Here is a 12,989-nt window from a genome sequence, read left to right on the forward strand (position 1 = left end):
ATCCGCCTATGCAAGTTGCTGGCCGACATCGGCAGGACGGCGCCGAAGCGGCGATGGAGTGGGTATGCCGGACTTTTTCGACCTCGCCGGCCAGGGTTGGGTGCAGCTCGCCGAGCTGACCATGGCGTTCGTGCTGTCCGCACTGGTCGGGCTCGAGCGGGAGATCCGCCAGAAGAGCGCCGGCCTGCGCACCTACACGTCGGTGGGCGTGGCGGCGGCGCTGTTCATGCTGATCTCCAAATACGGCTTCACCAACGTCCTGGTGCCGAGCCGGATCGTGCTCGACCCGTCGCGGGTCGCGGCCCAGGTGGTGTCCGGCATCGGCTTCATCGGCGGCGGCGTGATCTTCATGCGGCGCGACATGGGCGCTTTGCAGACTTGCGTGTGCCGTGATGATAGGACGCCTGCATGAGCCATCCCATCTCGCTGTCTCCCTCCGTGAACCCGAGCCATCGATGTGCAACCCGACTTCTCACAATGGTCCACGAATTTCACAAGGCAGGCTATCAACGCATTCGCTTCAGCTCGGGCATGGCGCCGAGCGGCATCTATTGGCGTTGCTCCATCACCCATGCCGGGAACATGACCGCCGATGGCCTCCACATCCAGGACTACAATGCTCCTGAGGAGGTCGCGGCCTATTCCTCAAGTTCGGGCGACCACTACTTCGGCTGGGCCGACGCCCCGGGACGTTCCGCCCGCGAGCTCGGGCTCCTGTTCCTCGATCGATTCCCGGCTATCGCGGAAAAAGGCCTGGGGCGTGATTGGACGTATGCCGGCTGGTTGACAGAGATTCTCGGACGAGCCGAACGCGATGAACGTTCTGGATTTCCCGTCTTTTTCGCAGACTACCCGATTGATCTTGAGCCGGCCGATCGCCCGCCGCCCGTGACCATCGGCATGATGCACGAATGACCAACTTCCATCCACAGCACGCATACAGCCGGGCAGACTGGCCGAAAGCAGACCGTCTGCTTTTAAGGGACCGGTAGAGAAAGCGGACGCTCGATCCCGCGACGCATCGTCGGTCATCTCCCCACCTTACGCGTCTCTGGCCCGCCGAACCACCGCAACGCGGCCTCAGCCGCCGCATCGACATCCGGTTCAGCCTCACTGGCCCAGGCGACGTAGCCGTCGGGGCGCACGAGCACCGCGCTCAGGCCAAGCCGTTCCTTGGCGTCACTTGCGACATACGTGATCCGATCGCCCCAGCCATGCACCAGCGCCTGAAGCAATTTGCAGCCACAGAAGTCGAGGAAGAGACCTCTCCCGCTGCGAAGGTGGAGGCTAGGCGTCGTGTCGTCCAACAACTCGAAATCGGGAACGCTGCGACCTACCAGAGGATGCGTGCCTGCTAGATTGTAGCGGAGGGACACACCCCAAACCCGCTCAGCAAAGTAGGTTGCGCCGTCACGCGTTTCGATCAGGTCGCGAATGATGGCTTCGAGCGCGCGTGCGCTCCGGTCAGGGCGCATGATCGCGACCTGAGCGCGCGACCAATCGAGGATCTGTGCGCCCACTTCAAGGCGTTCACTCACGTAGCTGTCGAGCAAACCGACCGGTGCATCGCCCTTAATGGTGGCCGCTAGCTTCCATCCGAGGTTCATGGCATCGCCGAGACCAAGGTTGAGGCCCTGACCTCCCAGCGGCGAATGTATGTGTGCGGCATCGCTTGCCAACAGCACTCGCTCTTTACGATAGGTCGTCGCCTGACAGGCGCGGTCCGTCCAAGTCGTGGCTAAATCGAGTGACGTCACGGTGATGTCCTCACCGGAAATGCGGCGCAATACCGCTTGCACATGATCGAGCGTGACAGGTTGGGATCGGTGGAAGGCACCACCATCGAACTCGACCATCCCGACCGTTCCGGGCGGCGAGAAGTTGTACATGCCGGTCGCGGTGTAATGACGGCCTGGCTTGAGCTTTGTTGGTTCGTCCATCACGACCTGAACGGAATAGCCGGTGAACTCGGGATCGGTGCCGACAAACTCGAAGCCGCTCATCTTGCGCACAGTACTTCGGCCGCCATCGCAACCGACCAGCCACAGTCCGTGGAATTGCTCGTCACCAGCGTGGACGGTCACGTGCCGATCCGCCTGTTCGACGCCGCGGACGGCAAGGCCGCGCCTGATTTCGACGCCCAGCTTGTCCGCCCGGGCTGCAAGGACCGTCTCGAGGCACGACATGTCAGTCATCATGGTGGTGTCAGCCGCACTAGCCAGGCGGTACGGCCACTTCGACATATCGATGTTGTCGTGGAAAAACTGGATACCGGCGAAATGTCCGCCCGGTCGCCGCACCTGCTGCACCCAGTGCGGCAAGTTGTAGCTCCCATCCAAGGCATTCTTCGCCGATTGGCTTTCGGCGAGATCGTCAAGCAATCCGCGACGGCGAAACGCCTCGATGGTCTGCACCGAGAGGCCGCGCATGCCGAACGGAAGCTGTTTCAGGCGTGAGTGCGGATCTTGAGCCTGCTCCAGAACCAGCACCGAGAGGCCTGCAAGGCGCAGCTCGAGCGCAAGAAACAGGCCGACCGGACCAGCACCGGCGATGAGAACGTCGTAATGTGCGTGCATGGACCACTCCTCGTATCATCCGACCGGAGCGGCTTGTCGATCCGACAACCACACGGACGAACAACGGGCGCTTGAACAGCGCCCGAGATTCGTCGTGGGACTCATGCAAGATGCATGGACAGAGCTTCCGTCACCGGAAGGACCTGGGCTGGACCACACCAAGTCTGCCTTTTTCGACGCGCCAGATCTACCGGCGTGTTGCTCGAAACGCAAGCGTGCAGCTGACGCCTTACGTAGGTCCTGATCCTATCATGGCGGGAGCGTCCGCTTTCGAGCGCAATAGGCGACCACGTCGTGACGGCTTCTGGGCGCAGAGCAGCCACCGTCGAACGGCAAAGACTGGCCGGAAGCGGACTGGCAGCTTTGGAGTGGTTGGCTGAGAGAAGCGGACGTTCATGGTGGGATGCCAGTTGGCAGATGGCGCCCAATCTCGGCCGTTCGGATCGGAAATCCGCGAGCCCATAACCAGCCATTCGTTAAGGGCGACCATTCCCATTTTTCCATCTCCGAGCCACAATTTCGGGAAAGAGCAATCGGGAACAGATTTTGGGAATGCGGATGCCTCGAACGTCTGTCGGAGCGAGCGCCGGGGCGACTGTCCCGTGGTAGGTTCGTTTGAGGGAACACGCTAAGCGGAGCCGCTACCGTGAACCTGTGTTCGAATAATGCACAGGAGCCGCCACAGTGGCTGAGTTCTACTTCGACGCGGACAGCCAGCCGCTCCCCTCGGCGTCCTTGTTCGGGGGCAAGCAAAATGCTAGTAATCGAACTAAGGTGTCAAGTAGCGGACTGATCCAGCCAGCAAAGCGATCAGAGCACCAGGAATTACATGAAATAGGCCTTTTGCTCCCGCGCCTGAGCGATACAGGAAGAAGCCATCGGTGGTGGCGACGACTAGGCCGAGAATGACCAGAATGGTGGCCATCTCGGTCCACTTGCCCTGGCTGGCAAAAGCCAAGAGTGTGAAGCCCGTTGCCAGCTGTCGAACGCCCATCAGCGAGACGTACGACGCGGCAGTTTTTCCGTCCAGACGATTTGGGTTGATGTTGACATCATTCTTCTTGGGAAGCGGCTGTAGCGGCATGCCAAATGAGGCCGCAAATCCGACGGGCTTCCAAAGCGCATGAGCGCCGGTCGCCACTGCGAGACATGCAAAGGTAACGCTGACTGCTTTGAATGCTGGGAGGATGTAGTTCATGGCTGTTTGCTCGTTGCTTCGATCTTTGGTGGGTGATCCGGCCCATCGTGACCGGCGGTTCCGGTCCAACCTCACCGATTTCAGGCGCGAACCGGAATCATCGGTCACTGTACCGGAATCGGCGGTCACGTTAACTGGAATACGCATTTGCCGTCTAAAGGACCCATTACTCCCCGCCCGCTTGTCCTTTTTAGCGCCTCCAACGGGTTTGGGAACGATTCCTCGTTCCCGATCAACGATCGTTTGTGGGATAGCTTCACCTATCCGGATCGCCGTTCCTTTTTAGGAAAGCCGGGTCACACCGTTGGCGATGGTCAGAGACGACGCCAACGGCCCAAGCGAGTGTCGGTTAGGCGATCACCAAGGGATCGGTGCGTCCTGCCACCTCGTGAACTTGCCGGTCGGACCATTCCGCCCGAGCAGCACAACGCGGACGATCTCCTGCGCGCCTTCCTCCACTGTGCCGGTTCCTTGGAAAGCGTTAAGATTGGTGCCGATAAAGCCCGGCGATACAGCGTTCACAGGGATGCCTTCTGCCCCCAGCTCGATCGCCATCGCCACAGTCAGGGCGTTGAGAGCCGTTTTCGATCCCGGGTAGATCGGCCCGAAGCTCGAATGTAACGGGGAAGCAGGATCAGAGTTGGCCGTGAGCGATCCCGCACCGCTCGAAACGTTCACGATGCACGAGCCGGGCGTAGAGCGGATCAACGGCACCATCGCTTGGTAGACGGTGAGCACGCCGAAGACGTTGGTGTCCCACACGGCCCGCATCTCATCAATGTTCAAGATGCTTGCGGTGCAGGTCTGAGCATATTCCTGAAAAGTCTGCCCGGGCTTTTTGTTCGTATTCGAAATCCCCGCGTTCTGGATCAGAACATCGAGCTTGCCGAGTTCGTCCCTAATGCGGTCAGCCGCTGCTGCTACCGAGGCTGCGTCGGTCACGTCGAGCTGGATAGCGCGCGCATCGCCATCGATCGTGCTGGCGGCTTCCATGCCCCGCGCGAGATCACGCGACCCGATCAGGACGGTGAAGCCGTGTCCGGCGAGATCCTTTGCGACCTGAAGGCCGATTCCCTGATTGGCTCCGGTGATTAGGGCTACGGGTTGGTTGTGCATCGTCATTCCTCAGCGTGTTGCGACGCACAGATATAAGAATTAGAAAGCGGACGATAAACGACTGATCGTCCTAGAGTTGTTCGCAGGAGTCCGGTTTGTCTGATCCCCTCACGCAAGTAGCCGCGCTGATTCAACCGCGTGCGCCGTTTTCAAAGCTCACGAGCGCGGCAGGCCATTGGCATGTGAGCCGGTCCGAAACGGGACGCCCCTTCTATTGCGCCATCCTGGAGGGACGAAGCTGTCTCGCAGCGGAAGGGCATGACGCGATCATGCTGGAAGCGGGTGATTTTGTCCTCATTCCCGCCGCGCGCGATTTGTCCATGACAAGCGTGCCACCGCCAGCGTCGATGACCGAGAGCCCATACAGCGTGCTTTCGGGCGGCGAGGTCCGGCTCGGCGAGCCGGATCGAACGCCCGACTTTCGCGCCTTGGTCGGATATTGTGTGCTGGGCTCGCCCGATGCCACCCTGTTGCTGTCACTCCTCCCGAGGATCGTCCATGTCCGGGACGAGCGGCGACTCACGACCCTTGTCGAGCTTGTTGGCGAGGAAGCTCGCGCTCAGCGGCCGGGTAAAGACATTATCCTCGCCCATCTGCTTGAAGTGCTGTTCATCGAAGCTCTGCGATCCACGGCGGCAACAGGTGGGTCACCCGGACTTCTACGTGGCCTTGCCGATGTTCGCATTGCTGCCGCGCTCCGGCAGATACACGATCTTCCTGAACGGTCATGGACGGTTGAGGACTTGGCACATGTATCGGCGCTATCTCGATCCGCCTTTTTCGAGCGGTTTCAGCGCACCGTGGGCGTTACGCCAATGGAATATGTTATTTCCTGGCGAATGGCGCTCGCGATGGATCTCCTTCGCCGTAGGGGCGGCAGCATCGCCGAAGTGGCCGAGCGCACCGGTTACAGCTCGGCCAACACGTTTAGCACAGCGTTCAAGCGCCATTCCGGTCAGACGCCTGCTCAATATGCACGGGGCGGGGGCGGTACTTCGGGTCACTAAAGTTGGGAGCTGAGCGGAGGACGACGGTGTTTCCGACCTTTCCAAAATACGATCCTTTTCGGGAAAGGCGGCGGGGTTGCGCAATGTCGGCTATCGGCGCGCCTTCATCGCCAAGAGCGGACCGTCCGTAGTCCGCCAAACTTGGACAGCAGTCCCTAGGGCTGCCGGTCGTCAGAAACGAGCGTTTTCCGATACCGAGCCGGTGTAGCCCGACGTGCCATTTTATCAGCTCCCCCAAGCCCTTTTTCTGGAAACCAACCTTTACCGATGCCCGATGGAAATATCGATAAACGACCGATGCTGTTGAAAAAGGAGCTGTGATTGCCGTTGCTGCGACACGAACGGGCGTGATTCTCTGCTGTTGGAAGATCCGACGCCACACGGTTGCAGTCGGGCGGAACTCAGCGCTTCACAGACGTTACTGAGCGATGATTGCCGCATCGAGACAAACAAAGGCGAGCAGGGCCGCGATCGTTCGTACCACGTTGCTGGCGAGCATTATGGTCCGATCGCGCATGAGTTGGGCAGAAGTCTGCGTCTTCTCCGACCGCAACATCCGCAGGACACTTGGGGCTGACACAGCGCCACTACCGACCGCTGCAATCATCGTGCACACAACGCCAACCCAGCCGAAAATAGCGCTTGTCCCGTGCGAAGCTCGGCTGAAGACCGTCGCGGCGATCGCCGACGCAAAGCAGCATACCGGCATAAGTGGATCAACGAAGCGGACTGACACACGGAAGTCGGCGAGGAAGTCATCGAGCGGCATGTCTCGCCATGCCCGGCTACGTTCGACTGCCAAGAAGCTCACGCCGCCCGTCCACAGGCCTCCTGACACAATCATGGCCCACCCGGCCGTGGTCGGGCATGCCGCCGTGCATAGGCACAGAAAGGCGGCCACCGCCGCTAGGGTACGACCTGCATGGTGGCCTCGCCACACTGCGCGGTGGCCCCTGAGCTCGGGTTTCGCTTGCCCGGTGGCGGCAGTCATGGTCGCCGGGGCGGGTTTGTCGATCATCCCGGAGGCGACCAGGGTGAACGCGGTGATGCTTGTCGCGATGATCGCGACTGTAGCGCTCGGTCCTGCGGTGATGGCAAACACGCCGCTCGAGAAAGCAGTCGCTAGTCCCGTCACCTCGACCCAAAGCTTTGAAAGCATCATCGTGCGGCGAAAATCATCCGGGTAGCCCTCGTCCGCCATGCGTTGCCACGTGCGCGCCCGTTCGGCCAACATCATTAGGTTGGATCCCGCCCAAAGGCCGCCGAAGAACAACATGCCGCCGAGGCCGACGGCATGAACGATCACGCGGGCTCCAAGCTGATCGGTTGAAACGTGGCCGGCCTGTTCATGAACTTGATTTTCCGCTGGTCGGGAGAACGGCCTTACACCGTAGCAAGACCGGCAAAGGAGTGGAACTCATTACCCTTCAAGCCCGAAGGGGCTAGTTTGATTCAGCCTGATCCCTAGAGGCGCGCGTTCCTGTTTGCGGACCTTCGAACGGGATTTGGGAAGCCCGTCGCGTTCTTAAAATCCGATCCTTTTCGGGAAAGGCGCGGAGCTGCGCAATATCGGCTATCGGCGCCCTCATCGCCAAAGCGGACCGACCGTAGTCCACCCAACTCGGTCACTTAGCGCTTGGTGACTGATGTCTGCTTTCGGGATCGTAGACAGGTCCATCTGATGACCGAGATTGGCGCATAGCAGCCGTTGCCGACCCGGCCATCTATGCTCCTTCACGCCGTGGTCGCGTTATGAGGGGTCCGGCGAACTCGTACGCTTCAGGGTGCGCAGGGTGAAGACCGAGCGGCAGTTTCGGACGCCGTGCAGGGTGTAGAGGCGTTCGCGCAGGAACGCCTCGTAGCCGGCGGTACCGTTGACCGCGACGCGGGCGAGGTAGTCGTAGTCGCCACTGACCAGGAACACCTCCAGCACCTCCTTCATGCGAGCCAGCCGCTCGCCAAAATCACGCATCAGGGCCATGTCGTTGCGGTCGAGGGTGATCTCGATGAACACGGTGTCGGCGAGGCCGAGCGCCTTCTGGTCGATCTCCGCCGTGTAGCCGGTGATGACGCCCTGTTCCTCGAGCCGACGCACCCGGTTCCAGACCGGCGTCGGCGACAGCCCGACGAGCTCCGCCAGCCTTGCGTTGCTGAGGCGACCATCGGCGCGCAGGGCGGCGAGGATGCGGCGGTCGGCGGCGTCGAGCACGTGGTTGGGCAAGGCTAGCTCCACAAGAGATGGTTCTTCTGGCGGATTGCTTGAACGACGGTAGAATATTCTGCTTAGAGGTAATCTTCTGGAGAATCCAGATACTAATCACCGGGGCGCTCGACGTATCTACTCCTGCACACAGGAGGCTTCGATGGCGCGGAACGGATCGATCGCAGGCGCCATCCGACTCAGGCCCGAGATGCTGCTGTTCGTTGTCACGCCGCTGCTGTTCGTGGGGAACATGCTGGTCGCGCGGGCGATCGCCGGCGACATTCCGCCAGTTACCCTGGCGTTCCTACGCTGGACCGGCGCCGCCCTGGTGCTGCTGCCGTTCGTGCGCGGGCTGCGTGCCCACCTGCCACGTATCGTGTCGCCCGACTTCGCCATGCTGGTGCTGACCGGCGCCGTGCTCGCCGTAGCACCGCTCTATGCGGCGGCAGCGCGAACCACGGCCGGGAACATAGCGCTGCTGTTGTCAGCGGCTCCCGCACTGGTGCTGGTCGCCGAGCGCATCCTGTTCCGTACGCCGCTTCGGGTTCCGGCCATGGCGGGCATCGCGCTAGCGGCTTGCGGCATGGTGACCGTGGTGACGCGTGGACACCCGTTTGCCCTGGCCTCGCTCTCCTGCAACGGCGGCGATGCGTTCGCACTCGCCGCGGTGCTGGGCTGGGTGGCGTATACGCTGCTCAGCAAGCGCCGGCCGGTGAAACTGCCGCCGCTGATCGGGCTGGCCGCACTGGCAGTCGGCGCGGCACTGATGCTGCTCCCCGCATCGCTGGTCGAACTGGCGCATCACGCAGGCCAGCCGCAGTTCGGGATGATCCTGACGCCGCGCAGCCTCGGCGCGGTGTTGTTCCTGTGCGTGGTGCCGTCGATCGGCGCCTATGGTGGCTACCAGGCGCTGGTCCGGCATTTCGGCGCGGCCACGGCTGCGTCGTCGATGTATCTCGTGCCGGTGTATGCAGTGCTGCTCGGCGCCCTACTGCTCGGGGAGACGCTGCATCCGTATCACGCGATGGGTCTGGCGTTGATCCTCGGCGGCGTGGCGCTGATCGCGTGCGCCAGACGGGTGGTGCCGGCCCTTGCACCTGTGGCGGCAGCCGGCGCGGTCAGCTGACCGGGGCGGAAAACTCCAGGTCCAGCAGCACCAGCAGCACGGCGCCGCGTTCGGCGGGGCAGCAGAGATAACGCCGCTCGTTGTCGGGCCCGGCGGACCCGGTATCGATCGGCCAGGCCTCGAGCCCGAGATCGGCATAGACGGCCAGCAGGTCCGGGCCGACCTTCCAGAATACCGGCTCGCGGCCTTCCTGGACGGCCAGGTCGCGCAGGCGCCAGATCGTCGAGACCTGATCCGACGCGGCACCGGCGGGATCGCCCAGACCGGCAACGATGCGGCCGAGACGGCGGAACGGGATCAGCGCGCGACCGGTCTCGCCCAGCACCAGTCCGTCGGGCACCGTAACCGGCAGGCTCGTGCCGGGAGCCAGCGCCCGGTATTTCGCTTCGGCGTCGGCATTCCAAGGGGTCGGGCTGATGCGGCCGGGCAGGATCAGCCGGGCGATCGCCAGCAGCCCGATGAGCACCGACAGGCCGACCGAGAGCCGTGTCCGGCCGCTCATGTTCCGGCCGGCGACCAGTTCCAGCCAGCTATTATCGGCGAAACTGTGGATGTCGGGCTCGAGCTGCACCAGCATCAGCACGCAGCCGAGCAGCAGCAGCAGCGGCAGCACCGTCGCCGGGGCCAGCGGCTCGCTGAGCAGGCGGGCGTGGCGATAGTATGAGCTTCGGAACGGCGCGATCACCAGGGCGGCCAGGATGAGCACGCCCGGCACGGCCAGCGGCAGCCCGCGCAGTGCCGTGATGGCGGCGGCGATGCAGAGCAGGAGCAGCGTGGTGCCCCAGGCCAGCGTCACCCGTTGCGAGAGGCCGATCGCCAGCCCCATCAGCACCGCGCCGATCAGCGAGGGAATGTAGTCGCCGGCTGCCTCGATGAAGAGGACGAGGCTGTTATCGGGGGCGAACAGTCCCGCCGGCGCCGGCAGCGCGAAGGACAGGTCCGGCACGGTCTCGATCGCGCCGAGTGCCAGCAGCATCGCCCCGCACAGCGAGACGGCGGCGGCCGCGACGATGACCGCGAAATCGGCCTCGCTCTCGCGCACGACGCCGGATGGCCGCACCCTCACCGCATGGCCGGCGCCCAGCCGGCCTGCGAACAGCGTGTCGCTCCGCAGCAGCAGTTCGTGGCCGGCGAACAGCAGGCCGGCGATGAACAGCGGGATGATGTAGTAGAACAGCCGGAACACCAGGATGACGCCGAGGGCAGTCGGCGCCGGCAGGAACGGCGACAGGCCGAGCACCATCGCCCCGTCGAACACGCCGAGCCCGCCCGGCACGCCGGCGATCAGGCCGGCACTGTACGATGCGATGTAGATGGCCAGGAACGCCGGGTAGCTCAGCCCGATCCCGTCGGGCAGCAGGGTGTAGGCGATGGCGGCGGTCGCGGCGACGTCGAGTGCGGCTACCGCAACCTGGCCGATCGACATGCGCAGGCCGGGAAGCGAGATGGTCCAGCGCCATAGCGTGACGGATTTCAGCCGGGCGGACAGACCGACGTACAGCGCCACCACCGACCATGCGCAGACACCGATCAGCGTCAGCAGCACCGGGGAAACCTTCGCCGAGAGCATCGGCAGCGAGCCGGGCTCGAGCAGCAGCACGGCGCCGATCAGCGTGCACGCGCCGAGAAGGTAAGTGAGCGAGCAGAACGCGATGATCTGGGTGATCGCGGCCGGTCTCAGGCCCCAGTTGCCGTACAGCCGGAAGCGAACGGCGGCACCGGAGATCGCGGCGAAGCCGAGATTGTGGGACAGCACGTAGGAACAGAAGGCGGCGAAGGCGGTGCGGCCGAAGCTCAGCCGATAACCGACATGGATCGTCGCGAGCCGGTCGTAGAACGAGAGAACAAAATAGGACAGCAGGGTGAAGCCGGCCGAGGCGAACAGGCTGGCGCGGGGAATACCGAGCAGGCTGTCGCGGATCTGGGCGATGCTGAGATGACGGACCTCCTTCTGGACCGCATAGATCGCGGCAACGAACAGCAGCAGCCCGATCAGCGGCGGCAGCCGGCGCAGCACGCGGCGCCAGGCGGGAGGGGGTCGGCCGGGATCCTCGTCGAGGCAACCGGGTGGGCGAGACGACATCATCACGTCGGATCCCGATCGAGCGCCTAGAGTTCCGTCAGGTCCGGACTTGGGCGGGCCAGGGCCGTGTCGATCAGGGCGACCGTCTCGGACACGCCGTAGAGCGCGATGAAGATGCCGAAGCGAGGCCCCTCCTTCTGGCCGAGCAGCACCTCGTACAAGCAGCCGAACCAGGCGCGCAACTCGGGAAACTGGTGCCGCTTGCCGACCTCGAACACCAGGTTCTGCAGCGCGTCGGGCGTCATGCCGCTGTGCGGATCGACGCCGCGCAGGGTTTCGGCGAGATCGGCCAGGGCCGCGCGTTCGCGTTCGTCCGGCGCCCGGTACGTTTTGGCGGGGCGGACGAAGTCCTGGTAGTACGACACCGCATGCTCGACTAGGCGGGCCAGCATCGGGTCGCTTTCGGGCGTGGCGCCGCTCTGGTAGCGGGCCAGGAACGCCCACAGCACGTCGGCGCTCTCGGCATTGGCGACCGAGGCCAGGTTCAGCAGCATGCCGAACGAGACCGCGCTGCCGGCCGGAGTAGCGCTCCCCGAGGTGGCGGGACGGTCGATGAACCAGGCAGGATTGGCCTGCAGGATCGCGCCCTCCTGCTCCTGCGACTTGGCGCGATTGGCCAGGTATTCATCGACGGCGCGCGGGATCACGTCGAAGAACAGCCGCTTGGCGCGGGTCGGCTGGTTGAACATGTATTGCGCAAGGCTCTCGGCCGGGGCGTAGCGCAGCCATTCCTCCACCGAGATGCCGTTGCCCTTGGACTTGCTGATCTTCTGCGCATGCTCATCCAGGAACAGCTCGTAGGTGAGGCTGACCGGCGGCTCGGCGCCCAGCACTCGGCAGATCCGGGTCGAAAGCTTCACGCTGTCGATCAGGTCCTTGCCGGACATCTCGTAATCGACGCCGAGTGCGGCCCAGCGCATGGCCCAGTCGGCCTTCCATTGCAGCTTTGCATGGCCGCCGGTGACCGGAGTCTCGAAAGTCTCGCCTGTCTCGTCGGTCCAGCGGACGGTGCCGGCATCGGCGTCGAACGCGTCGATCCGCACCTGCATCACGATACCGGTTTTCGGATGGATCGGCAGGATCGGCGAATAGGTGGCGCGGCGATCGGGTCCGAGCGTCGGGGCGATGACGGCGACGATCTCGTCGTGCCTGGCGAGCACCTGCAGCAGCGCCGCGTCGAAGCGGCCGTTGTGGTAATAGTCGGTCGAAGACGCGAACTCGTACTCGAAGCCGAACCCATCGAGGAAGGCGCGCAGGCGGGCGTTGTTGTGCGCGCCGAAACTGTCATGGGTGCCGAACGGATCGGGCACCTGGGTCAGCGGCCGGCCGATGAAGCCGGCCAGCATCTCGCGGTTGGGAACGTTGTCCGGGACCTTGCGCAGCCCATCCATGTCGTCGCTGAAGGCGAGCAGCCGGGTCGGGCGCCCCGTGAGTGCCGTATAGGCCTGGCGCACCCAACTGGTGCGGGCGACCTCGCCGAAGGTGCCGATATGCGGCAGGCCGGACGGGCCATAACCGGTTTCCAGCAGCGCCGGCACGTCGGGCGCAGCACCCTTGCGGTCCATGTGCGCGGCGAGCCGGGCAGCTTCTTCGAACGGCCAGGCTTTGGGAATGTTCGGGAAAACCGGCGCGGCGGGGTCGGATGATGTTCGGGCAGGGCACATGGCGGCGCACGCTAGG

The 12,989-nt window shown here is 63.7% G+C and carries 10 protein-coding genes and 1 pseudogene; 4 read left to right on the forward strand and 7 right to left on the reverse strand.

Annotated features, from left to right (window positions below; genetic code table 11):
* Positions 1 to 64: 64 nt before the first annotated feature.
* Positions 65 to 364: pseudogene (locus HN018_RS12085) on the forward strand (MgtC/SapB family protein); the annotation flags it as partial.
* A 44-nt stretch (positions 365 to 408) separates the two neighbouring features.
* The gene (locus tag HN018_RS12090; RefSeq protein WP_171835627.1) at positions 409 to 915 is read left to right on the forward strand and encodes a hypothetical protein; all 507 of its coding nucleotides are present in this window, start codon (positions 409 to 411) and stop codon (positions 913 to 915) included.
* Positions 916 to 1,028: 113 nt separating this feature from the next.
* Here HN018_RS12090 and HN018_RS12095 read toward each other — a convergent pair whose 3' ends face one another.
* The 3 genes from HN018_RS12095 to HN018_RS12105 all read right to left on the reverse strand — a co-directional run bounded on the left by HN018_RS12095 (position 1,029) and on the right by HN018_RS12105 (position 4,890).
* Positions 1,029 to 2,576: an FAD-dependent monooxygenase gene (locus HN018_RS12095; protein ID WP_171835628.1), complete on the reverse strand. Its 1,548-nt coding sequence runs from the start codon at positions 2,574 to 2,576 to the stop codon at positions 1,029 to 1,031.
* Positions 2,577 to 3,345: 769 nt separating this feature from the next.
* The gene (locus tag HN018_RS12100) at positions 3,346 to 3,774 is read right to left on the reverse strand and encodes a DUF4267 domain-containing protein (protein ID WP_171835629.1); all 429 of its coding nucleotides are present in this window, start codon (positions 3,772 to 3,774) and stop codon (positions 3,346 to 3,348) included.
* A gap of 357 nt (positions 3,775 to 4,131) precedes the next feature.
* Complete coding sequence (locus HN018_RS12105) at positions 4,132 to 4,890, reverse strand: SDR family NAD(P)-dependent oxidoreductase (protein WP_171835630.1); 759 nt, start codon at positions 4,888 to 4,890, stop codon at positions 4,132 to 4,134.
* 95 nt (positions 4,891 to 4,985) lie between these two features.
* On the opposite strand from HN018_RS12105, the gene HN018_RS12110 reads away from it, so the two are divergent.
* Positions 4,986 to 5,897 carry an AraC family transcriptional regulator gene (locus HN018_RS12110; protein ID WP_171835631.1) on the forward strand — a complete coding sequence of 304 codons (912 nt, stop codon included), beginning with the start codon at positions 4,986 to 4,988 and terminating at the stop codon, positions 5,895 to 5,897.
* Positions 5,898 to 6,315: 418 nt separating this feature from the next.
* On the opposite strand, the gene HN018_RS12115 is transcribed toward HN018_RS12110, so the two are convergent.
* Entirely contained in the window at positions 6,316 to 7,203 is an 888-nt protein-coding gene (locus tag HN018_RS12115) for a hypothetical protein (RefSeq protein WP_171835632.1), read from the reverse strand.
* 444 nt (positions 7,204 to 7,647) lie between these two features.
* Positions 7,648 to 8,118, reverse strand: coding sequence for an Lrp/AsnC family transcriptional regulator (locus tag HN018_RS12120; RefSeq protein WP_171835633.1), 471 nt, complete (start codon positions 8,116 to 8,118; stop codon positions 7,648 to 7,650).
* A 142-nt stretch (positions 8,119 to 8,260) separates the two neighbouring features.
* On the opposite strand from HN018_RS12120, the gene HN018_RS12125 reads away from it, so the two are divergent.
* A complete protein-coding gene (locus tag HN018_RS12125) occupies positions 8,261 to 9,226 on the forward strand; it encodes a DMT family transporter (RefSeq protein ID WP_171835634.1) in 966 nt (321 codons plus the stop codon).
* Here the strand turns inward: HN018_RS12125 and HN018_RS12130 are convergent.
* Both HN018_RS12130 and HN018_RS12135 read right to left on the reverse strand, forming a co-directional pair.
* Complete coding sequence (locus tag HN018_RS12130) at positions 9,219 to 11,312, reverse strand: lysylphosphatidylglycerol synthase domain-containing protein (RefSeq protein WP_171835635.1); 2,094 nt, start codon at positions 11,310 to 11,312, stop codon at positions 9,219 to 9,221. The two genes, HN018_RS12125 and HN018_RS12130, sit on opposite strands and share 8 nt — an antisense overlap.
* Positions 11,313 to 11,335: 23 nt before the next feature.
* Positions 11,336 to 12,973: a lysine--tRNA ligase gene (locus HN018_RS12135; RefSeq protein WP_171835636.1), complete on the reverse strand. Its 1,638-nt coding sequence runs from the start codon at positions 12,971 to 12,973 to the stop codon at positions 11,336 to 11,338.
* Between the last annotated feature and the right edge of the window lie 16 nt (positions 12,974 to 12,989).

This window comes from Lichenicola cladoniae, assembly GCF_013201075.1.
GTDB classification, from domain to species: Bacteria; Pseudomonadota; Alphaproteobacteria; order Acetobacterales; family Acetobacteraceae; genus Lichenicola; species Lichenicola cladoniae.

Coding starts and splice junctions, on each gene's coding strand:
- HN018_RS12090 (WP_171835627.1), top strand. CDS start 409: ATGAGCCATCCCATCTCGCTGTCTCCCTCCGTGAACCCGAGCCATCGA.
- HN018_RS12095 (WP_171835628.1), bottom strand. CDS start 2,576: ATGCACGCACATTACGACGTTCTCATCGCCGGTGCTGGTCCGGTCGGC.
- HN018_RS12100 (WP_171835629.1), bottom strand. CDS start 3,774: ATGAACTACATCCTCCCAGCATTCAAAGCAGTCAGCGTTACCTTTGCA.
- HN018_RS12105 (WP_171835630.1), bottom strand. CDS start 4,890: ATGCACAACCAACCCGTAGCCCTAATCACCGGAGCCAATCAGGGAATC.
- HN018_RS12125 (WP_171835634.1), top strand. CDS start 8,261: ATGGCGCGGAACGGATCGATCGCAGGCGCCATCCGACTCAGGCCCGAG.
- HN018_RS12130 (WP_171835635.1), bottom strand. CDS start 11,312: ATGATGTCGTCTCGCCCACCCGGTTGCCTCGACGAGGATCCCGGCCGA.
- HN018_RS12135 (WP_171835636.1), bottom strand. CDS start 12,973: ATGTGCCCTGCCCGAACATCATCCGACCCCGCCGCGCCGGTTTTCCCG.